General features: G+C 69.8%; 16 protein-coding genes. 4 read left to right on the forward strand and 12 right to left on the reverse strand.

Features of this window, described 5'->3' with window-relative positions; all coding sequences use genetic code 11:
* Positions 1-219: 219 nt before the first annotated feature.
* The 4 genes from ASD56_RS02505 to ASD56_RS02520 are packed head-to-tail and all read right to left on the reverse strand — an operon-like array spanning position 220 to position 5,390.
* The gene (locus ASD56_RS02505) at positions 220-1,248 is read right to left on the reverse strand and encodes an MBL fold metallo-hydrolase (protein ID WP_055960815.1); all 1,029 of its coding nucleotides are present in this window, start codon (positions 1,246-1,248) and stop codon (positions 220-222) included.
* Positions 1,245-3,293, reverse strand: coding sequence for an acetate--CoA ligase family protein (locus ASD56_RS02510; RefSeq protein WP_082541198.1), 2,049 nt, complete (start codon positions 3,291-3,293; stop codon positions 1,245-1,247). Before ASD56_RS02510 ends, ASD56_RS02505 begins: the two co-directional genes overlap by 4 nt.
* Positions 3,290-4,435 carry an acyl-CoA dehydrogenase family protein gene (locus ASD56_RS02515; protein WP_055960819.1) on the reverse strand — a complete coding sequence of 382 codons (1,146 nt, stop codon included), beginning with the start codon at positions 4,433-4,435 and terminating at the stop codon, positions 3,290-3,292. The genes ASD56_RS02510 and ASD56_RS02515 overlap by 4 nt, the downstream gene beginning before the upstream one ends.
* Positions 4,436-4,460: 25 nt before the next feature.
* Positions 4,461-5,390 carry a cyclase family protein gene (locus tag ASD56_RS02520; RefSeq protein ID WP_055960821.1) on the reverse strand — a complete coding sequence of 310 codons (930 nt, stop codon included), beginning with the start codon at positions 5,388-5,390 and terminating at the stop codon, positions 4,461-4,463.
* Positions 5,391-5,470: 80 nt separating this feature from the next.
* Here ASD56_RS02520 and ASD56_RS02525 point away from each other — a divergent pair, with 80 nt between their 5' ends.
* The 3 genes from ASD56_RS02525 (at position 5,471) to ASD56_RS02535 (ending at position 7,646) form a co-directional block, all read left to right on the forward strand.
* Positions 5,471-5,773, forward strand: a complete 303-nt coding sequence (locus ASD56_RS02525; protein WP_055960824.1) for a hypothetical protein — start codon at positions 5,471-5,473, stop codon at positions 5,771-5,773.
* A 34-nt stretch (positions 5,774-5,807) separates the two neighbouring features.
* A complete protein-coding gene (locus tag ASD56_RS02530) occupies positions 5,808-7,037 on the forward strand; it encodes a cytochrome P450 (protein WP_055960825.1) in 1,230 nt (409 codons plus the stop codon).
* A 69-nt stretch (positions 7,038-7,106) separates the two neighbouring features.
* Positions 7,107-7,646, forward strand: coding sequence for a nuclear transport factor 2 family protein (locus ASD56_RS02535; RefSeq protein WP_082541199.1), 540 nt, complete (start codon positions 7,107-7,109; stop codon positions 7,644-7,646).
* Positions 7,647-7,746: 100 nt separating this feature from the next.
* Here the strand turns inward: ASD56_RS02535 and ASD56_RS02540 are convergent, their stop codons facing one another.
* From ASD56_RS02540 to ASD56_RS02565, 6 genes are all read right to left on the reverse strand, one after another.
* The gene (locus ASD56_RS02540; RefSeq protein ID WP_055960827.1) at positions 7,747-9,246 is read right to left on the reverse strand and encodes a CoA-acylating methylmalonate-semialdehyde dehydrogenase; all 1,500 of its coding nucleotides are present in this window, start codon (positions 9,244-9,246) and stop codon (positions 7,747-7,749) included.
* Positions 9,247-9,303: 57 nt separating this feature from the next.
* Complete coding sequence (locus ASD56_RS02545; RefSeq protein WP_082541200.1) at positions 9,304-10,149, reverse strand: enoyl-CoA hydratase-related protein; 846 nt, start codon at positions 10,147-10,149, stop codon at positions 9,304-9,306.
* A gap of 20 nt (positions 10,150-10,169) precedes the next feature.
* On the reverse strand, positions 10,170-11,456 hold the full coding sequence (locus ASD56_RS02550; RefSeq protein ID WP_055960829.1) for an NAD(P)/FAD-dependent oxidoreductase: 1,287 nt from the start codon (positions 11,454-11,456) through the stop codon (positions 10,170-10,172).
* Positions 11,446-12,957 (reverse strand): class I adenylate-forming enzyme family protein, encoded by a 1,512-nt coding sequence (locus ASD56_RS02555; RefSeq protein ID WP_055960831.1) that lies wholly within the window; start codon positions 12,955-12,957, stop codon positions 11,446-11,448. The genes ASD56_RS02550 and ASD56_RS02555 overlap by 11 nt, the downstream gene beginning before the upstream one ends.
* A gap of 110 nt (positions 12,958-13,067) precedes the next feature.
* Complete coding sequence (locus ASD56_RS02560) at positions 13,068-14,444, reverse strand: amidohydrolase family protein (RefSeq protein ID WP_055960833.1); 1,377 nt, start codon at positions 14,442-14,444, stop codon at positions 13,068-13,070.
* Positions 14,441-15,643 (reverse strand): CoA transferase, encoded by a 1,203-nt coding sequence (locus tag ASD56_RS02565; protein ID WP_055960834.1) that lies wholly within the window; start codon positions 15,641-15,643, stop codon positions 14,441-14,443. The genes ASD56_RS02560 and ASD56_RS02565 overlap by 4 nt, the downstream gene beginning before the upstream one ends.
* A 41-nt stretch (positions 15,644-15,684) precedes the next feature.
* On the opposite strand from ASD56_RS02565, the gene ASD56_RS02570 reads away from it, so the two are divergent.
* A complete protein-coding gene (locus tag ASD56_RS02570) occupies positions 15,685-16,704 on the forward strand; it encodes an enoyl-CoA hydratase/isomerase family protein (protein ID WP_055960837.1) in 1,020 nt (339 codons plus the stop codon).
* A gap of 74 nt (positions 16,705-16,778) precedes the next feature.
* Here ASD56_RS02570 and ASD56_RS02575 read toward each other — a convergent pair whose 3' ends face one another.
* Together ASD56_RS02575 and ASD56_RS02580 are read right to left on the reverse strand one after the other, a co-directional pair.
* Positions 16,779-18,338, reverse strand: a complete 1,560-nt coding sequence (locus ASD56_RS02575; RefSeq protein WP_055960839.1) for an FAD-dependent oxidoreductase — start codon at positions 18,336-18,338, stop codon at positions 16,779-16,781.
* Complete coding sequence (locus ASD56_RS02580; RefSeq protein ID WP_055960841.1) at positions 18,335-18,748, reverse strand: nuclear transport factor 2 family protein; 414 nt, start codon at positions 18,746-18,748, stop codon at positions 18,335-18,337. Before ASD56_RS02580 ends, ASD56_RS02575 begins: the two co-directional genes overlap by 4 nt.
* Between the last annotated feature and the right edge of the window lie 3 nt (positions 18,749-18,751).

An 18,751-nucleotide genomic window follows, 5' to 3' on the forward strand; every position in this document is an offset into this window, starting at 1 on the left:
CTCCTTGGATGAGGACATCGACGTCCACTTATCTTTGATCAGATTAGTGTCGCTTGCGAGCACCAGGCAAGCCAGACTTCCCGATTATCTGATGTTCCACAAGCTGATTGCCCTGACGGGACGACAACGCGAATCGGAACTTTTCAGCGTGATTGAGGGATTCCGGCGAGACCCGAGCTCGCGGGTGGAAACCTGCTGTAGATCATGTAGCGAGCAGGATCAGCCGACCCGGTGAAAGAGTTCCACGCCTGCCTCTATGCGGCGCTCCGCGCGACCGGTCGTGACCAGGCGGCGCAGGCGCGCGAACCCGTCGGCGAACGCGAGGAACAGCTCATCACCCTCGAGGTCGGTCAGCGTCGCCGATCCGCCGTGCCAGGGCATCCGGGAGACAACCTCGAACGCCGTCCGCGGCGTCGCGTCGAGCGCCCTCTCCGCGACGCCGAGCTTGGCCTCGGCATATGCCAGATGATCGTCGATCATTGCGAGGGGATCCTCGACGAGCGGTCCGTGGCCTGGGAGGCACACGCTGATCTCGCCGGCTTCACTGCGCAAGCGCTCGATCCCGGCGACATAGTCGGACAGCGGATCGGGTGGCGTGAACGCCCGAACGGTCACGTGCGGGTTGCCGTGCCCGCGCGGCAGCAGCGCATCGCCGGAGAAGAGGATCCCCGTCGCCCGCTCCAAGAGGCAAACGTGACCGGGAGTGTGCCCGGGGGTCTCGAGGATATCGAAGCTGCGCGCCCCCACGTGGATGGAGTCATCCCCGGTCAGCCAGCGCGGATCGGGGACGTCGAAGGCGCGATCGGGCTCCTTGCTCGAAACGATGCGCTGCGCCTCGTGCGGCGGGAAGCCGTGGCCCTCGTACCAGCGGACAGCGGATGCCTCATCAGGAAGCCCTTGATATCCGGCGAGGGATTCCACGGTCGCACGCTCGGCTCGATGCAGCGCGACCGTCGCGCCCGTCTGGGACGCGAGCCGCCGGGCGAAACCGGCATGGTCTCGGTGAGCGTGAGTGAGGACGATGGTCGACACGGCGATGGGGTCGACACCGGATGCTGCGAACAGCGCGTCCAGGTGCGCTCCCTCGTCGTGCCACCACGCGGTGTCCACGAGTGCGGCCTCGCCGCCGTCGACGATCAGGTAGGCGTTGTTCGACAGTCGGTACCGGCCGCTCACCACCTCGTTCGTGGCACGCCAGATCCCCGGAAGCACCTCCGCCACCGGGGACCCGACGGTCGTCTCGGTCACGCGTAGAGGTGCACCTTCGCGTCGAGCGACACCACGCGCCCGGTCGCGTCGATGACGAGCGGGTTGAGGTCGATGGACTCGATGCGTCCATCGCGCAGCATCAGCGCGGACAGGGCGTCCAGCACGGCCCGGAATGCCTCGTGCCCGGCGACACTCGGGGCATACCGCGCGAGGGCCACCTCCTGCTGGCGCCGCGAGAGGGGCAGCAGCCGAAGTCCCACGTCCTTGTCCTCCACCCCGGATCCGCCGGGACCGACCGCGAGGAGCGTCTCGCCGTCCGCGCCGCGCGAAAGCCCCACGAAGTACTCGTCCGAGAAGACGACCCGCTCCGAGAAGGTGACTGGCGAGTCGAAGAGCGCTCGCAGGTACTCCGTCGCGGCGACCGCGGCGTCGGCACTCGGGATATGCGTGAGCACACCACCCGCCTTTGCGCGGTGCGCGAGCCCGGCCTCGGCCTTCGCGACCAGCGGGAAGCGCGCCTCGGCGAGCGCCGCGGCCGGATCGGCATCGCGGGCGACCACCCAGTCCTCCGGCCAGGCCAGCGGCACGCTGGCAAGGAGCGCCCGCATCTCGTCGCCCAAGACCACGCGGGTCTCAGGGGCATCGCGTGCCGCGGTCACCGCCGGCACCGGTCCCGCATCACCGCGGGACCACGTCGACAGCGCCTGGAGCTTGGAGATCGTCTGACGCATGCCGAGACCGACGACGACGTCGGGCCCGAGAACCTGCGAGGCGAGCAGCCCGCGGCGGTCGATGCCCGTTCCGAGCACGGCGAGCTTGCCGGCCTCCTGCGTGAGGCGTGCCCCCTCGGTGATCCATGCGTACTGCGCGGCGAGCTCCTTATCGGGCACGTCGAAGATCTGCACCGCGATGTCGATATTCGGGTCGGCCACGAACGTCGACACGAGGCGACGGAACTCCTCGGGCGCGCCGAGGAGCCCGGCCCCCATGTCGAACGGGTTGAGCGGCGCGTCGGCGTGACCCTCGCCGGCGAGTGCCACCACCGTCTCGCGCGTGGGCTGCGGCACGGCGATGTCGCTGCCGGCGACCTCGTCACTGAAGGTGATGCCCAGCCCGCCGCTGCCGGTGTAGACGCCCACGCGTCCATCGCCCCAGCGCCGGAAGCCCCCGCTCTGCAGTCCCTCCAGGCTCGACGCGAGGTCATCGAGATTGGTGACCAGGGTGACGCCGTACTGCTCGGCGACGCCGCGTACGAGGCGCAGCGGGGTCGCGATCGCGCCTGTGTGAGACGCGGCGAGAGCCTGCCCCTGCTCCGAGCGGCCGGCGAACTGCATCACGAGGGGCTTGCCGGCCTCGGCGGCGCGTCGCGCGAGGGCAGCAAACCCCTGGAGCGACCCGATGCTCTCCACGTAGAGGCCGATCGCCGACACCTCGGGGTCCTCCAGCAGGACGGTCGCGAGGGTGACGTAGTCCATGACCGCGCCGCCACCCAGTGTGAACGCCGAGTGCAGCCCGATACGGCGCTCGATCACGGTGTTCGTCATCTGGATCAGCACCGCGCCGGACTGGCTGACCAGCGCGACCCTTCCGGGGATGATCTCGCCGCGCAGCGACCCGTCGAGAACGTTCACACCGTGTATCGGCGCAAGGAAGCCGATCGACTGGGGACCGAACAGCGGGATGCCGGTCGTACGCGACCACTCCGCGAGGCGTAGCTGGTCGGCGGCATTGCCCTGCTCGGCGAAGCCGCCACTGAAGACGATCACACCGCGCGCACCGCGCGCGGCCAGCTCGTCGAGCGTCGCCAGGACGATCTCGCGCTTGACCAGCAGCCATACGATCCCGAGTTCGCCGTCGACATCGCCGAGGGTCTCGGCCACCGAGTAGCCGTACACGGTGCCGCCGCGCGGATTGACGAGGTTGAGCGCGCCCTGCCATGGGCGATCGAAGCGCTCGATGGAATCCAGGATCAGGCGGGTCGTGCCGGCCGATTCGTTCGCGCCGACGATCGTGATCGCCGGGGTCTGCCACATCCGGGCGAGAGCGGCATCCCATCCCGTCTGAACTGCTGACTCCAACGTCATCGCTTGCCTCCGTAACGCTTCAGGACGTCTTTGCCGACGATCATCTTCTGCAGCTCGATGACCCCTTGCCCGACCTCGTAGAACTTGCCCTCCCGATAGAGGCGCTCGAGCACCATTTCGTGGGTGAACCCGTACGCGCCGCACACCTGCATGGCAAGGCTTGTAACCTCGCGTGCCATGCGGGAGCAGATGATGCGCGTGGATGCCGCGATGGTCTTGAGATTCGGATCGCGTCGATCCACCGCCTCGGCTGCCGCGTGCACGACCGCGCGCGCTCCGTCCACCTGCGCGGCCATCTCGCCGAGGATGCCCTGGATCGTCGGGAACTTCACCCCGATCGGCTCGCCGCGATGCTCGCGGCTGAGCGCGTAGGTCGCAGCCTCTTCGAGGGCACGGCGTCCTATCCCGATCGTGATCGCGCTCGCGCGCACCTTCGCCTCGGATTCTGTGCCGACCATGATGTCGAATCCGCCGTCCTCGGCGCCGAGCAGTGCAGTCGTGGGCACGCGGACGTCGATCGAGACCGGCGCGGTCCCCTGGCCGCCGAACGCCAGCATCTTGATCGGGGGTCCGGGCTGCCAGCCGGGGTCGCTGGTGTCGACCAGGAACGCACCGAGCCGCCGCTCGCTCGTCTTGGCGAAGACGAGCGCGACGTCGGCATACGGCGCGAACGAGGTGAACATCTTCGAGCCGGTGAGCACCCACTCATCGCCGTCGCGGCGCGCCCACGTCTGAATCTGCTGCGGGTCGGACCCCGTCTGGGGCTCGGTGAACGACCATGCGCCGAGCAGCCCGCCGCTGACGAGGCCCGTGCCCCACCGCTCCTTCTGCTCAGGGGTGCCGAATCGGTCGATCGCCGTCGCCACCTGCACGGTCGGGCCGGAGTAGAGCGCAGCGCACGCGCCGTGGCTGGCCACTTCTTCTATGCCCTCCACATACGCGCGGAAGGAGCCGACGTGGCCGGCCTCTTCGTCGACGAACGGCATGGTGGGGAGCCCCAGCTCGCACAGCAGCTCCCACAGTTCGCGAGAGAACTCCTGGGTGCGGTCCACGTGGGTGGCGAGGTCGCGGATGCGCTCCTTCCCCACCTCTCGCAAGATGTCGAGCAGGTCGGGGTCAAGCGGACGGGATTCGACGATCACAGGGGGCCTTCTGCGTCGGGCCGTGTCAGAGCACGGCGATGGGAGAGAGCGGGCTTCCGGTTCCGCCGCGCAGGCGCAGCGGAAGAGCGACGAAGAGGAAGGACGTCGCTCCCCGGCGGCTGAGCTCTTCGAGGTCGAGGAACTCCAACAGGTAGATGCCGCAGTCGCGGATGAGGAACTGGTGCACGGGGCACACGGTGCCGGGCGCCCACGGAATCACCTCGACGCCGCTGTTGTCGGCGCCCACCAGCGTGACATCGTGCCGCGCCAGGTACTCTGATGCGTTCAGCCCGATGCCGGGGCGGTCCCCGTGATACCCGGCGCCCTCCTCGCCATAGGCGGTGATCCAGCCGGTGCGGATGAGGACGGCGTCGCCCGCCTGAAGGCCGATGCCCTGGGCATCCAGCGCGGCGGCGATGTCCGCGGCGGTGATCTCATAGCCCGGATCGAGTCGCGTGACGCCCATGCGGCGCGGAAGGTCGACGAGCACACCGCGCGTGATGAGCGGCGGCGCCTTGTCGATGCCCAGCTTGCGCAGCCCGTTCGAGCGCACCTCGGTGTGCGAGTAGCCGTTGTAGAGGGTGTCGTCGTACCAGACGTGGCCCAGGGCGTCCAGGTGCGTGGTCCCGCCGTGCACGGCGAGGCTCATGTGGTCGGTCGCCGACTGGAAGCCGTGCGGCGCCGTCATACCCGAGAGGAAGTCGCCGGCGTCGCGCATCATGAAGTGCTGCGGCTCGGCGCCGTTTCGCGGGGCGTCCCGGTCGCCGATGACCTGTCCGAGCGGCACGATCTCGCCGGACTGCGCGAGCGCGAGCGCAGCGAGAACTGCGTCGGGCGTCACGTGGTTGGCCGCGCCGAGTTCGTCGCTCTCGCCCCACCGGCCCCAATTGCTGAAGCCGGGGCGGGACGGGGCATCACCGTCGGCTGATCGCGGCGAGAACTGCGGCGTACTCACGATCTGCTCCGTTTCGTTCTGCTTCGAACCTCTTGATCGAGCTTATATGATCAAAGATCAAGTGATGTGAAGGAACTCATATGGACATCGTCGTCGATTCGGGCGGAGTGCACATCGCGGCGCCCGAGACGCTCACCTCGTTCTCAGTGCTCAGCAGCCTGCCCCTCGACGAGATCGACGCTGCTCTGCGTGCCGCCGAACTCGGCCACGTGCACGACGGGCACGCATGGATCTCGGCCCACCGCCTCGAGACGCGCGCCGCCGCGCTGGTCACCGAGCAGAGCTGGACCGGGAAATACCGAGGCATGCTCGCCTACGCCGTCTCCCGCGGATGGTGGGACGAGGAACACTCGCTCATCCGGGCGCACGTGCGCCGCGCCTGACCCTTCGGCTCGCTGCATCACGAAAGGAAGCCGCATGTCCGCCACCTCCCTCGACGTCGGCGTCGAATACCCGTTCTCGGCGCGGCCGGCCTCCGAGGCAGCCGCCCAGCTTCATCGTGTGGCCGCCGACCGACCCATGACGCGCGTCACCATGCCGTTCGGCGGCGACGTCTGGGTGGTGCATCGCAACGCCGCCGCCCGCGAAGTGCTGACTGATGCGCGATTCGTCCGCGAGCCCTTCCGCACCGGGCGCCGCGAGGTGCCGTACTTCGTGCAATTCCCTGCTTTCCTCACCACCACGCTGCAGTTCGAGGACCCGCCGCAGCACACGAAGCTCCGCCGCCTCGTGCAGCGTGCGATTTCTCCGGCGGCCGTCAAGGCGATGCGCGAATCGGCCGCGGACTACGCCGACGAACTGCTCGCGACGATGGCGACAAAGGGGCACCGCGCGAATCTCGTGTCGGAGTACGCGCTTCCCCTCCCGATCCAGATGCTGTCGAACCTGCTAGGGGTTCCCGCCGGTGATCGCGCCGACTTCGAGCGGTGGGCGTCGTCGACGCTGGCGGTCGCGGGCGTTGCGCCTGAGGACATCGCGCGCGACATGGCCGATCTGCATGCTTACCTCGCCAGCCTCATCGCCGCCCGCCGGGCGCGCCCGCGCGAGGACCTCATCTCGAGCCTGGCGCGCGCGCAGGACTCGGACGAGTCACTCGCCGACGGAGAGATCCTGACGATCGCCATGCTGCTGCTCGTCGCCGGCTTCGACAACACCGCGAACTTCATCACGATCGGCGTCTCGTCGCTGTTGCACAACCCCGATCAGCTCGCGGCGTTCCGCGAGGACCCTGCCGGACTCGCAGCGTCGACGGTGGAAGAGGTGCTGCGCCACGGGCGGTTCTCGCTCGGCACCCCAGTCGCGGGCATCGGCGGCCTGGTGCCGTTCGTCGCGACGGAAGAGATCGAGATCGACGGCGTGGTGATCGCGGAAGGCGAGGCCATCCTGATCGATCCAGCATCGGTCAACCACGACGGCGTGGCGGCCGACCACGACGATCGCCTCGACGTCACCCGCGAGCAGAACCCTCACCTCACGCTCAGCTACGGACTGCATCACTGCCTCGGCGCGCCGCTTGCCCGCATGGAGATGCAGGTCGCCCTGGAGCGCTTGTTCACGCGATTCCCGCACCTGTCGCTCGACGGCGACCCCGTGGTCAACGCGAACCACCTCAGCCGGCCCATCGTGGAGCTGAACGTGACCTGGTGACCGCGGCTCCGTTCCGATGACCGGGACGACCACCTTCACGCGCGCACAACGGGGTGCGAGGATCCGGCCATGACAGAAACGATCGAAGATGCTCGTTGGTCCCGCGAAGAACTCGAGGGCGCCTATCAGAACTGGTACAGGACGATAAATGCCGCGGCGGCCGGCGAGGCGAGCTGGCAGGAGTTCGTCGCGCTGTACACCGCCGACGTGGTCTACCACGATCAGATCCAGGGGGATCTCGTCGGGCGCGACGCCGTCTCGGAGTGGGCGACCACGGCGCTGGAAACCTTCCCCGGCGACCGATTCCGCTTCCCCGAGATCTGGCACGCGATCGACGAGACGCAGGGGCTCGTCATCGCCCAGATCAAGAACGAGATGGTCGACCCTGGCGACGGCGTTGTGTCGTGGGAGCCGCACATCAGCGTGCTGACCTACGCCGGCAACGGGACGTTCTCGGCGCAGACTGACGCGTACGACGTCGATCGCTTCCTCACCATGATCAAGAGGTGGGGAACGCGCGCCATGAAGGCCGGCACGCTCGACGCGGAGCAGCGCAACTGGTATGCGGTGGTCTACCCCGAGACTGTGCCCAGTGAGGCCACGGTCTGAGACCGGCCCCCGCTGAAAGCTGAGGCGAAGACCCGGACGGCATCGCCGTCCGGGTCTCTTCAGCGGCAGCGTGCCCGGCCAGCACCCCGCTGCCTCCCCGTCAGTGCATCGTCGGGATCACGAAGCTCGCGCCCTCCTTGATACCCGAGGGCCAGCGGCTCGTGACCGTCTTGGTCTTCGTGTAGAAGCGGAAGGCGTCCGGGCCGTGCTGGTTCAGGTCGCCGAAGCCCGACTTCTTCCATCCGCCGAACGTGTGATAAGCGATCGGCACCGGGATCGGGACATTGACGCCCACCATGCCGACGTTGACGCGGGCGGTGAAGTCCCGAGCGGCGTCGCCGTCGCGCGTGAAGATCGCGACGCCGTTACCGAATTCGTGGTCGCTCGCCATCGCGAGCGCCTCTTCGTAGTCCGCTGCGCGGGCGATCACGAGAACGGGTCCGAAGACCTCTTCACGATAGATCGTCATGTCGGTGGTGACGTGGTCGAACAAGGTCGGGCCGAGGTAGAACCCATTCTCGTGGCCGGGCACGACGTGTCCGCGCCCGTCGGCGAGCAGCGTCGCGCCCTCGTCGATCCCGGTCTGGATGTAGCCGCTCACGCGCTCTACGGCGTCGCGGCTGACGAGGGGGCCGTAGTCCACGTCGGCGGCGAGCGCGGGACCGATCCTGAGGTGCCCGACCCGCTCGGCGAGCTTCGCCGCGAGGGCGTCCGCCGTCTCGTCACCGACCGGCACTGCGACCGAGATCGCCATGCAGCGTTCACCGGCGGACCCGTACCCTGCGCCGATCAGCGCGTCGGCAACCTGGTCGAGATCGGCGTCGGGCATCACGATCATGTGATTCTTGGCACCACCGAAACACTGCGCTCGCTTGCCGTGCTGGGCGGCGGACGTGTAGATGTAGTGCGCGATCGGGGTGGAGCCCACGAACCCGATCGCCTTGACGCGGTCGTCTTCGAGGAGCGTGTCCACGGCCTCCTTGTCTCCGTTGACGACGTTGAACACGCCGGCAGGAATCCCTGCCTCGAGGAAGAGTTCCGCGATCCTGAGCGGCACCGAGGGGTCGCGCTCACTGGGCTTGAGCACGAAGGCGTTTCCTGCCGCAAGGGCCGGCCCCGCCTTCCACAACGGGATCATCGCGGGGAAGTTGAACGGCGTGATCCCCGCCACCACTCCCAGCGGCTGGCGCATCGAGTAGACGTCGATGCCGGTTCCGGCGGCCGACGTGTATTCGCCTTTCAGGAGGTGGGGCGCACCGATGCAGAACTCGATCACCTCCACGCCGCGTTGGATGTCGCCGCGGGCGTCGTCGATCGTCTTTCCGTGCTCGCTCGAGAGCAGCCGCGCGAGGGCCTCGATGTCCCGCTTGATCAGGTCGACGAATCGCATGAGCACGCGCGCGCGGCGCTGAGGGTTGGCAGCCCCCCACGCGAGCTGGGCATGCTCCGCATCGGCGATGACTGCGCGCACTTCGTCCGCGCTCGCCAGCGGCACCCGTGCCTGCACCTGTCCGCTGCTGGGGTCGAAGACGTCGGCGAAGCGCCCGGACGTCCCTCCGACATGGCGGCCGCCGATGAAGTGCGTGAGTTCACGGACCATGAGTGGTCTCTTCCTATCTGACCGCAACGCGGTCGCTGTCGTGGTATTCGTTCGGCCTCAGCGGTGCTGGAACACCGCGGGCCGCTTGTCGAGGAAGGCGGCCATGCCCTCCTTCTGATCGGCGAGCGAGAACAGCGAGGCGAAGATGTGGCGCTCGAGCCGCAGGCCCTCGGCCAGGGCGCTCTCCTGCGACGCTCTCAGCATCTCCTTGGCGGCGTAGGCGACCGGGAGCGATCTCGATGCCACCGTCTCGGCGATGTCCGCTGCGGCGGCTTCCAGCTCTGCGGCGGGCACGACGCGCGAGACCAGCCCGGCGCGTTCGGCCTCTTCGGCGCGCAGTGAACGACCGGTCAGGATCATGTCGGCGGCTTTCGGAAGCCCGATCGCACGCGTGAGCCGCTGCGTCCCACCGAGGCCGGGGATCACACCGAGCGTCAGTTCGGGCAGCCCGAAGCTGGCGGTGTCGGCAGCGAGAATGATGTCGCACATCAGCGCGAGCTCGCAGCCGCCACCGAGCGCGTACCCCGCGACGGCGGCGATGAGCGGGGTGCGGACGCGGGCGAACCGCTCCAATGCGGCGTAGGGGCTCGCGAGCCTCATCGCGACCGAGCTCTTGCCCGCCATCTCTGCGATGTCCGCGCCGGCGGCGAACGCACGCTCGGACCCGGTGATCACTATCGCGCCGATCCCGTCGTCTGCGTCGAGGCGCTCTGCGGCGTCGGCCACCTCGGTGACGAGCTGTGAGTTCAGCGCGTTAAGGGCGTGGGGTCGATCGAGGGTGATCCACCCGACTCGGCCGGTCGTGGACACCCGGATCGTCGTATAGCGCAGGTGGTCAGGCGGTGTCACACCGGAGACCTGCGCGGCGTCCGCGGCGTGCTCAGCGATGGCGTGCTTTGTCATTCGGGCGCCTCCGGATGGGATCAGGCGCTCACCGCGTCGTGGAGCACGACGGCGAGCTTCTGGGATGTGTCGGCCAGCCGGCGCGGGTCTACGCGGACGTCACCGGCGAGGGCGCGGCGTACCGCGGCGAAGTCTGCAGGCGAGTTGACGCAGTCGGCGGCGATGAGGCGCCCCTCCCGCAGGTAGAGGAACGCGACGCGGTCGGCACCGGGGTCGCCGCGCACGACGACCTGGTCGTGGCCGCTGGACAGCCCCGCGATCTGCAGCTTGAGGTCGCCCTGGTCCGACCAGAACCACGGCACGCTGCGGTAGGGCACCGGCGCGCCGAGGATCGTCTGGGCGGCGTGATTGGCCTGCTCGACGGCGTTGTTGACGCTCTCGAGCCGCACACGGGTGAGCAGGGGATCGATGGGGTACGGGCTCGGCAGATTCGCGCAGTCGCCGATCGCTATGGTCCAGCCGTCAGACGCGAGCGAATGGTCGTCGACCACGATGCCGTTGTCGACGTGCAGGCCGAGCTGGTGCGCGAGCTCCACCCGTGGCGCGACACCGACTCCGAGGGCGATGAGCTGCGCGGGGATCATGGTGCCGTCCGCCAGATCGACGCCCGACACTTCGCCGTTGTCGCCCGTCCGAATTCCCACGATCCGCGCATCCAGCATCACCGCGATGCCACGGCGCCGCGTGGCGCCCACGTAATAGGCGCTGGTCTCGGCGCCCACCGCGCGCCCCATCAGCTGCGGCGCGGCCTCGAGCACCGTGACCCGGCGACCGAGCTTCTTCGCGCTGGCGGCGACCTCCAGCCCGATGAATCCGCCGCCGATGACGACGACGTCGTCAGCCACCGCCAACCGCGCGCCCAATCGCTCCGCGTCCGCCGCAACGCGCAGGGTGATGACGCCGTCCGCGTCCACGCCCCGGAGAGGAAGACGCCGCGCGGAGGCGCCCACCGCGAGCACGAGCCGGTCGCACGTGATCGTGCGGCCCGTCGCCGTCTGGACGACCCCGCCGATCGATGTGCGGCGGGCCGACTCGACCCGCTCACCCATCAGCACTTTGATCCCGCTGTCGGAGAAGAATTCCGATGAACGGAACTCCAGCCCGCCGAGCGACTGGTCCCCGAGCAGGTAGCCCTTCGAGAGGGGCGGTCGCTGGTACGGCAGGTGGGGCTCGTCGCCCACGATCGTTATCGGCTGATCGTACCCGGCATCGCGCAGGGTCGTGGCGAGCTGAACGGCCGCCTGACCAGCGCCCACGATGAGCACGCCGGTGTCGAAGTCCGCATCCTCGACGGGTTCATACGCCATGCTGCGCCTCCATGATCTCGGACCTCAGCGATCGCCGGAGGAGCTTGCCCGTCTCGTTGTAGGGCAGCGCCTCCCGGAAGAGCACGCGCTCCGGAACTCGGGTGCTCCGCAGTTGTGAAGCCACCCAGCGCTTCAGCTCGTCCTCCGTGACCTCGCGTCCGGCTGCCGCGACCACCGCCGCGACAGCCACCTCGCCCCACTGGTTGTCGTGCACGCCGACCACGGCCGCTTCCGCCACCGCGTCATGCGCCGTGAGCACCTCTTCGATCTCTCCGGGCGACAGGTTCTCGCCGCCGCGGACGATCACGTCGTCGAGGCGCCCGTCGACGAAGACATAGCCGTCCGCGTCGATCCATCCGGCGTCGTTGGTGTGGAACCATCCGTTCGCGTCGGTCACCGAGGAGTGGGAGTACTCCCCCGACACCTGCGGTCCGCGCACCCACAGCTCGCCGCGCTCGTCGGGGCCGAGCACATGCCCGGAGTCGTCGCACGCGATGAGTTCGACCGACGGCAGCGGCCGACCGACCGATCCGAGACGGCGGCGCACGGCCGGGTCCTCCGAGGCGATCGCCTGACGATGATCGTCCGGTCCGAGCACTGCGATCGAGGACGTGGTCTCGGTCAGCCCATAGCCGTTGACGAAGTCGACGTGCGGCAAGAGCTCGAGCGAGCGGGTGACCACGGCCAGCGGCATCCGTCCTCCGCCGTACGAGAGGTTGCGCAGATCCGGGAGGGTCTCGCCGGTCCGCTCGAGTACCTCGACGATGCGCGCCAGCATGGTCGGCACGACCATCGCGTGCGTGATGCGCTGCTCGCGCGCGATCCGCACCCACTCGGCAGCGTCGAAGTTGGGCAGGTAGACGATGCGTCGCCCGCTGTACAGGGCGGTGAGCAGTCCCGCGACGCCGGCGATGTGGTACGGCGGCACCGCGACCAGCTGGGCTTCGCCGGGGTCCGAGGAGAGGAAGTCGACCGACCCCAGGACGTAGGACGTCAGGTGGCGGTGACGGAGGATGGCGACCTTCGGCTTGCCCGTCGTGCCGCTCGTGTGCAGGAGCACGGCGGGCAGTTCGTCATCGTCGGGCGCGTCGCCCTCGAGCGGCGCGGTGTCGCGCACGGCCGATCGGAATCCGCCTACGTCGAACGGCAGGAAGGCCGCCCCCGCAACCTCGTCGCCGAGGGCGAGCACATCCGCCTCGGCCACCAGCAGAGCGGGGCTCTGCTCCTCGAGAATGGCACCCAGGGGCCGCGCGGCCAGACGGTAGCTCACCGGCACGAAGGCCGTGCCGGCGAGCGCGGCGCCGAAGAGCGCCACGGGGTAGGCCTCGGACGCGACTGTGACGTAGACGACGGCCCGGCGGCCGTTCGTCCGGGCGAGGCTTGCGGCTCGGCGCGCTTCCTGGCGCAGGACGGAGTAGGTCATCCCCCCGGTGCGGTCACCCACGATGACGCGATCGGGATCGGCGTCCGCGAGCATGTCCAGCAGCATGAACACATTCATCCGCGGCTCCTTCTCGGCCTCGAGCGGGTGGGGGACCGACCTTCGTCATGCGTCGGCAGAGCAAACAATATCATTTATCGAATATCGGGGCGGCTCGATGTCGCATCCGGTCACCCGAGAACGTCCACCCCGCCCACGATCACGCGCCGCGGCAGGAGCGGCGCTCGTCGGTCGCATACCGTCCGCTCGAGGTCGTCGTCGACCACGATCAGATCGGCCGGTGCGCCGATCCGCGGGGGCGCGCCCAGTGCGCGCAGCGCTTGGCTCCACGAGAGCCGCTGCCGCTCGACGACCACCTGTCCCGCGACGCTGCGCCGCTCCACAGCGTCGCGCAGCCACCGAGCCGGATCGAGCGGCCCGTATGGCGCATCGCTGGAGAATCGCACGCTCACGCCGGCGTCATGCAGATCTCGCAGCGGATACAGCGCCGGCAGATCGGCCGGATCGACGTCGCGCAGGTAGGCGTCCCCGCGCTCGGACAAGAACCCGGGTTGAGTCACCACCGCGACCCGCTGCGCCGCGAGCCGCTCGACGACGCTCGGCGGCAGGACCGAGCCGTGCTCCACACGATCGCCGGCGCGCACGCCGGCGAGCTCGAACGCCAGCACCAGCAGATGCGCGCTGGCGGCAGTCACGCAGTGCACCGCCACGGGTCGTCGAGCCGCGTGGATCCGCGCGATGTCGGCCGTGAGCGTGTCGAGGTCGGGGAGCGCGCTCTCGTCGAGCACGAGCTTGAACGCCCCCACGCGCAGACGCCGGACATCGGTGCTCCAGCCGAGAGGAGCACCGAGGAGGGTGACGCGCTGCGGCAGGTCACCGTTGCGGATCGCTCCCTCCAGCAGCCGCAGCGAGGAGTCGTCCAGGTCGGGCGTGGCATCCGTGACCGACGTGATGCCGTGCCGCAGCAGCCGGCTGCCCACCGCCGCCAGGTCGGGTTCGCGTCGCGGCACCCGTTCGCGCAGCCAGGCGTCCGCCCGCCAGAGCCGCCCTGTGGGGACGCCGCGCGAGTCCCGTTCGATCCCCGCGTGATCGAGCGGTCCGAGGCGTCCCAGCGCTGCGTGGTTGAGGATCCACAGCATTCCGGTGCGGTGCTGCACGCGCACCGGGGCGTCCGCGCGCAGTGCGTCGAGCGCATCCGCGTCCAGATCACCCGCGAACGATTCGTGGGCACCGGTCACCCGCAGCCATCCGTCGGGGCCGGCGGCGCTGCCGCGAATCGCTTCGCGCCACTGCTCGGCGGACATATCGGCCGGACAGACGACGGATGCCGCGGCCGCCGCCATCGCGAGCAGGTGCAGGTGTCTGTCGTGTATCCCCGCGATGACACGCGCGCCGCGCGGCTCAGCGGCGACTCGTCCCTCGCGTTCGGCGACGGATGCCTTCACGCTCGCGATGCGCCCGCCGTGGATCTCGACGTCGACGAGACGCCGGGAGTGCGGACCCCACGTCACGCCGACCAGCCGGGACTCGGCGGGACGCGACGTCACCGCGGCACCTCGGGAGACGGCCGCCCTGCGGTGCCGCGGAACGCGCCGTGCTCGAGCGTCGCCTGAACCACGGCGGTCATCGAGCAGTCCCACACCACGCCGCCGTCGGTGGCCGACGCCGCGAGCGCCGCGGCCGTCACCCCGGTCAGCGGGTCGGCGATCGCGTCACCGGCGAAGACCGGCGCGCCCGATGCATCGACCGCGAGCAGGCCGGCCGCAGCCGCGACATCGTCGCCGAAGCCCACTCTCTCGCTTCCCCGTCCCGCGGCCGTGATGGACACCCATGTGCCTCCACGGCGCGCGTGGGCCTCGGCATCCAGCCCCCACGCACGCAGTGCGCGGGGTCTCGAGGCCTCGATCACGATGTCGGCCGCGGCGACGAGGTCGCGCAGCATCGCGCGGTCGGCGCCCGCATCCGGATCGACGAGGCGCAGCTCATGATCCTGATGCAGCTCGGCATGCAACCTCGGGTCGCCCCGGCGTGATCCGTCCGGCCGCCCGATGGCCTCGATCGTGGTGACCCGTGCGCCGGCTCTGCCCAGCAGGCAGGCCGCAAGCGGGCCTGCCCACATCGCGCTGAAATCGACGACTCGCAATCCGGCGACCGGCCGCGCCCGACGGACGTGCACCTCAGTCGGCACCCCCCGGATCGCTGAGGACTCGGGGGCGTCCTCCCACGGCATCCATCGCACCGGCGCCCCCGCGATCCCGAAGGTCTCGAACACCTCCGCGATCTCCTCGGCCTCATGCTGCGCGGCCCAGGCCGCGAGCTCGCGCCACGGCACCGTCGGTTCCCGGATGGCGGCACCGACGGCCGCTGCAAGAAGCCACGCGTCGTCCTCGCGCGCGGCAGTCACAGCGATCCACCCGTCCCGGCTCGGCAGCAGCCGACTGCCGCCGCCCGCCGAGACCCGCCCTGCGCGGCGGAGTTCGCGGTGCCGGCTGCGCTGACCGAGGAGCGCCGCTCCGTCGGACGATACGGCGAAGCCGCCGAGTGCGCCGGCTTCGGCTACGCGGCGGGCCATGGCATCGGCCACGATCGGGGCGGTGCCGGGCGGCAGCAGCGGCGGCCCGTCAGAACGGCCGGTCAGGTGTCCGATGCCGGTGCGGGCCCATGCCTCTGCGAGGTCTGCGGCGGACTGGTCGACCGGCCCTTCCCCCGCCCACGGCCGGACAAGGCGAGCGCCGCCCCTCGACATGCCTACCATCGTAGACACCGGCCATCGGCAAGAGGAGAAGCATGTCCCACACCGTGCAAGCGGCCTCCGACGTCCTGGCGGATCGGCTGGCACCGCCTGCCCCGCTCGCGTTTCCGGCGACCGCGATGTGGATCGGCGAGGCCCCGGACGAGGCTGCGGCGGCGGCCTCGCTGCGCGCACGTCAGCGCGTCGTCGTCGGAGTGATGCGCGGGGCCGGCGCCCCGTCGGCCGAAATGGTCGCGGCCTGCGACCTCATCATCGCGGCCGAGGAGGGGCATCCCTCCTCCGTCGCCGCTGCGGACCCCGCAGCCGAAGCGAATCGAGTTCTCGCGGCCATCGGCCGCAGTCCGAAGGCGGCGACGGCGCTGGCCGACGTGCTGCGAGCGACCGAGTCGGCTTCTGTGATCGATGCCCTCCACGTGGAGTCCCTCGCGTACTCCGCGCTGCTCGCCGGCTCGGAATTCCACGCGTGGCTTGAGGGGCGCGGAACCCGGACTGCCGTCATACCCGACCGCGCGCCGGTGCGCGTCGAGCGCAGCGGCGAGGAACTGCACGTCACGTTCGATCACGCCGAGCGCCGCAACGCGTACTCCGCAGCGATGCGCGACGGACTCGTCGACGCCCTGAGCCTGGCCGAAGCGGACGACACGATCGCCTGCATCGTGCTCGCGGGCGAAGGCCCATCGTTCTGCGCGGGGGGGGACCTGGCCGAATTCGGAACGAACTCCGACGGCGCACAGAGTCACCTGCTGCGCACGCGAAGCGGTGCAGCAGCACCGCTTCATCGCCTCACGGCGCGCGTGGAGGCGATCGTGCACGGCGCCTGCATCGGCGCCGGCATCGAACTTCCGGCCTTCGCGGCGACGGTGCGCGTCCGCGGCGAGGCCACGTTCCGCCTGCCCGAGGTGCAGATGGGCCTCATCCCCGGCGCGGGCGGAACTGTCAGCGTCCCGCGTCGCATCGGCCGCCACCGCACGTACTGGCTCGCCGTCACCGGAGCGGCGATCGACGCGGCGACCGCGTTGCGATGGGGCCTGGCTGACGCAGTCGAGCCCGCGTGACGGGACTCGCCGCGGTTCGCGACCCCGGCACTCCCAGCGAGACCGCGGGTACCCGTGGGACCCCGGCGCGTCGGTCATACGGGCGCCACGACCTCCGCGATGTGTCGCGCCGCCCGGTACCCCCACACCATTCCGGTGCCGATCGGAGCGCCCGGGCCCGGGTAGATCGCCCCGGTCACGTTCGCGGCGGTGTTGCCGGCAGCGTAGAGGCCCTCGATCGGAGTCCCGTCGACGCGCACCACGCGTGCCGCCTCGTCGATGCACAGTCCGCCCTTGGTACCCAGGTCGCCGAGCACGATCTGGACCGCGTGGAAGGGCGGCTGGTCGAACGGGTGAAGTGCCTTGGAGCGGTCGAACCGCACGAAGAACAGATCGTATGGGTCTTCGGCTCGGTGGAACTCGGTGTCGGCTCCGGCGGCGGCGTCGGCGTCGTACCGTGTCAGCGTCGCGACCAGCGCATCCACCGGCACGCCGATGAGCTCGGCCAGTTCCGGTGCGGAGTGCGCACTGACCCAGAGCCCCGCCTCGCGGAAGGCGGCTTCGTCGGGCGCGGGCTGCATATACGACGGTGGGCTCGGATGGCGTGAGTCGAGGATCCACCACACGCGCTGGTAGCCGCCGCGCTTGTCGTAGTAGTCCTTGAGAGCGTGCCCCATGCGGTCATAAGGCTGGAGCTCGTTGGCGAACCGCTTGCCGTCCGGACCGACGAAGATGCCGTCCTGGATGCCGACATTGAATGCTGCACGTCCGTTGGGGAAGAGCACCGCCGGCATCCACCATGCCTCATCGAGGAGGTCGGTGGCCGCGCCCAGGGCGATCCCGGCAGAGATGAGGTCACCTGTGTTCACACCGACGGGACCGGCGGTCCAGTCGCTCCCAGGGAGGTTGTGCTGGTCGCGGCGCGCCTGGGCATCCGATTCGAATCCGCCTGCAGCGAGCACGACGCCGCGCCGCGCGGCGATGCGGCGCGGACCGTCGGCGGCGTCGACCACCACGCCGACGACCCTGCCGTCGACCTCCACGAGCTCAGTCACGGGTGAGGACGCGCGAAGTTCGACGTTGTCGACGTCCTTGAGAGCGCGGAGGAACCGGCCGATGAGCGCCTGGCCGCCGACGAGCGTGTCCGCCGGGTGACCGGCGGTGAGTCCGAACGTGTCGACCGCGACGGTCGCGCGCAGCTGATCGACCGCGTCGCCCAGGTCTGCCCTCTCTACGGGAGCCGGAAAGAGCCCGCGCCCGAGATCGAATCGGCCCTTGCCCGGGAAGTAATCCGGGAACGGCGTGTGGATGAACCGCAGCCACGGGCTGGTGTCGGTGAGGAACCGCACCAGCTCGGGACCCGTTTCGACGTACGTGCGCTGCAGGTTCTCGGGCGTTCGCCCGCCGACCAGCGCCGTGAGGTACTCGAGGCCCAGTTCGACGGAGTCGTCGACACCGGCCTCGCGGACCACGTGGTTGCCCGGCAGCCAGATGCCTGCGCCGGAGTAGGCGGTCGTCCCGCCGAAGGCCCCGCTCTTCTCGAGCACCAGCACGTCGAGGCCGGACCGGCCGGCGGTGTAGGCGGCGCTCAGGCCCGCGGCGCCTGACCCGACGACGACGACCTCGGCCTCGTCGTCCCACTCGAGAGAGGTCATTGGGCTTCCTTGCTCTGGTCGGTGTCTTGGATATGCACGTCTTCGCTCGACCAGATAGCGCGCATCGAGGTGATCCGGCCCGATGCGTCGAAGGTCATGACGTCGATGGGCGCGGTCGTGATGCACCGTCCCGGTACGAGGACGTCGACTTCGAAGCGGAAGGCGGCGGTGTAGCCGGTGGCGCGGAAGTCCTTCAGACGGGTTCGCCGGTCGAGCACCGAAAGGGGTCGGTAGAAGTCGACGATCGCATCGCGCCCTTCGTGGGGCGCCGTACCGGCCGGGTCCTCAACGGTCGCATCGGGGGCGTAGAGGTCGGCGATCTGGTCGGGAGTCCCGTCGGAGATCGCAGCGAGATACCGCTCGACGGTGTCGCGCATCTGATCCCTGGAGGGAAGGGTCGTATCTGTCATGGG

This window comes from Microbacterium sp. Root166 (assembly GCF_001427145.1).
Lineage (GTDB): Bacteria > Actinomycetota > Actinomycetes > Actinomycetales > Microbacteriaceae > Microbacterium.

Bases quoted from the DNA above. Each gene is read 5' to 3' on its own strand.
- ASD56_RS02545 (WP_082541200.1), bottom strand. From the start codon at position 10,149: ATGACAAAGCACGCCATCGCTGAGCACGCCGCGGACGCCGCGCAGGTC.
- ASD56_RS02530 (WP_055960825.1), top strand. From the start codon at position 5,808: ATGTCCGCCACCTCCCTCGACGTCGGCGTCGAATACCCGTTCTCGGCG.
- ASD56_RS02535 (WP_082541199.1), top strand. From the start codon at position 7,107: ATGACAGAAACGATCGAAGATGCTCGTTGGTCCCGCGAAGAACTCGAG.
- ASD56_RS02525 (WP_055960824.1), top strand. From the start codon at position 5,471: ATGGACATCGTCGTCGATTCGGGCGGAGTGCACATCGCGGCGCCCGAG.
- ASD56_RS02540 (WP_055960827.1), bottom strand. From the start codon at position 9,246: ATGGTCCGTGAACTCACGCACTTCATCGGCGGCCGCCATGTCGGAGGG.
- ASD56_RS02555 (WP_055960831.1), bottom strand. From the start codon at position 12,957: ATGAATGTGTTCATGCTGCTGGACATGCTCGCGGACGCCGATCCCGAT.
- ASD56_RS02580 (WP_055960841.1), bottom strand. From the start codon at position 18,748: ATGACAGATACGACCCTTCCCTCCAGGGATCAGATGCGCGACACCGTC.
- ASD56_RS02510 (WP_082541198.1), bottom strand. From the start codon at position 3,293: ATGACGTTGGAGTCAGCAGTTCAGACGGGATGGGATGCCGCTCTCGCC.
- ASD56_RS02550 (WP_055960829.1), bottom strand. From the start codon at position 11,456: ATGGCGTATGAACCCGTCGAGGATGCGGACTTCGACACCGGCGTGCTC.
- ASD56_RS02575 (WP_055960839.1), bottom strand. From the start codon at position 18,338: ATGACCTCTCTCGAGTGGGACGACGAGGCCGAGGTCGTCGTCGTCGGG.
- ASD56_RS02570 (WP_055960837.1), top strand. From the start codon at position 15,685: ATGTCCCACACCGTGCAAGCGGCCTCCGACGTCCTGGCGGATCGGCTG.
- ASD56_RS02565 (WP_055960834.1), bottom strand. From the start codon at position 15,643: ATGTCGAGGGGCGGCGCTCGCCTTGTCCGGCCGTGGGCGGGGGAAGGG.